Source organism: Flavobacterium sp. ZT3R18 (assembly GCF_007097385.1).
GTDB lineage: Bacteria > Bacteroidota > Bacteroidia > Flavobacteriales > Flavobacteriaceae > Flavobacterium.
In genome coordinates this window covers 1-1,242 of sequence record NZ_VJZS01000067.1, presented here as the reverse complement: position 1 = coordinate 1,242, position 1,242 = coordinate 1, and the positions used below count along the sequence as shown (strand labels likewise).

Here is a 1,242-nt window from a genome sequence, read left to right as displayed (position 1 = left end):
ATTTCGCAGAACAAGTTCTACAAATATAGTTTTTTTTCTAAATAAAAAAAATATAATTAAAATATTTTCTCACAATTTTATTTGTTCACTTTGTAAGTCCAGATGTTGATTTACTTTTTTATGTCTGTCCAATCATCTTTTTTCTTCTAATTATTTAGCTAATAAATTATATTTTATTACAATAGTTTTCTTCAGAAAACTGTAATAGTCCTTCTTTTCTAGAGTCAGCTTGACTTCAAACTTAAAAGATTCTTCAACAATTGACAACAGCTCATCTTTATTCCGTAAAATAAATAGATTACAAAAATCAATATTTAATTGTTTACTTATTGAAAACACTTTATCCCAGGCACTTATATTTTCAAATCGTTCCACTCTTCCTATCATAGTTGGATTATATTCCAATAGTACAGCAAGATCATTCTGAGATAGACCCTTTTTCAATCTAGCTAATCTAAGAATACATCCTATTTGAATGTTTAATAATTCTAGTTCTAATTCATTATCCTTTTCCATAAAGTAAAATTTGAGAAAAAAGCTTAATTTATTCGATACAAATTTGTATCGAATAAATTATTTACTATATTTGTAAAAATAATTACATCTAAAAATGTAATTTTGCGATTCTTCATATAAAATATTTGAAGCATTCGCTTTGAATCTCGTTTTCAAAAACTAGTACTTTTAACACGCGAGATGATAAGTAAGATGCTCACGTCCCATGGCGTGGGCTCACTTATTCGTGTGTGGGTATACTAGTACCTTGAAAGCGATATAAGCTGAGTTCTGCGCCATTTTTTTATTCTCTTGGCTCAATACTCCGCTTAACATTCTTAGCACCGCTTCTTCATTTTTCATAGTCTCGCAGCAGTTTAACCAGCTAAAACACGCATGCCTATGAGTAAAATAAAATCATACCCTTAAATACACGCTAAGCATTGTGTTAGTAGTGGCTTCAGCCGGTAAGCCACGAAAATTCCCTCGAAGAAAAGAGTCTTTTCTTAGCTGGTAGTAGATACGTATGTTCAATTTTATACCTTAAACTTCAAAAAAAACGCCTATGATTAAATAAGAACACAATTTATTGACTTTAAAACTAAACAAAAAAAGGCCCTCTAACTCGTCGGGAAAACTAGCATAGAGGACCATAGCAAACAAAACTAACATTTCATTTAACTAACCCAATATTATGAAAACTTTTTCATTAAACAAAGGTTTGGTGGCACTTTGGTATCCGTTTAT

Annotated in this window: 1 protein-coding gene; it reads right to left on the bottom strand. The window is 30.1% G+C overall.

The features are described 5' to 3' along the window. Window positions 1-150: 150 nt before the first annotated feature. A complete protein-coding gene (locus FNW52_RS20600; protein ID WP_143379341.1) occupies window positions 151-516 on the bottom strand; it encodes a helix-turn-helix domain-containing protein in 366 nt (121 codons plus the stop codon). Window positions 517-1,242: the final 726 nt, after the last annotated feature.

Coding starts and splice junctions, on each gene's coding strand:
- FNW52_RS20600 (WP_143379341.1), bottom strand. CDS start 516: ATGGAAAAGGATAATGAATTAGAACTAGAATTATTAAACATTCAAATA.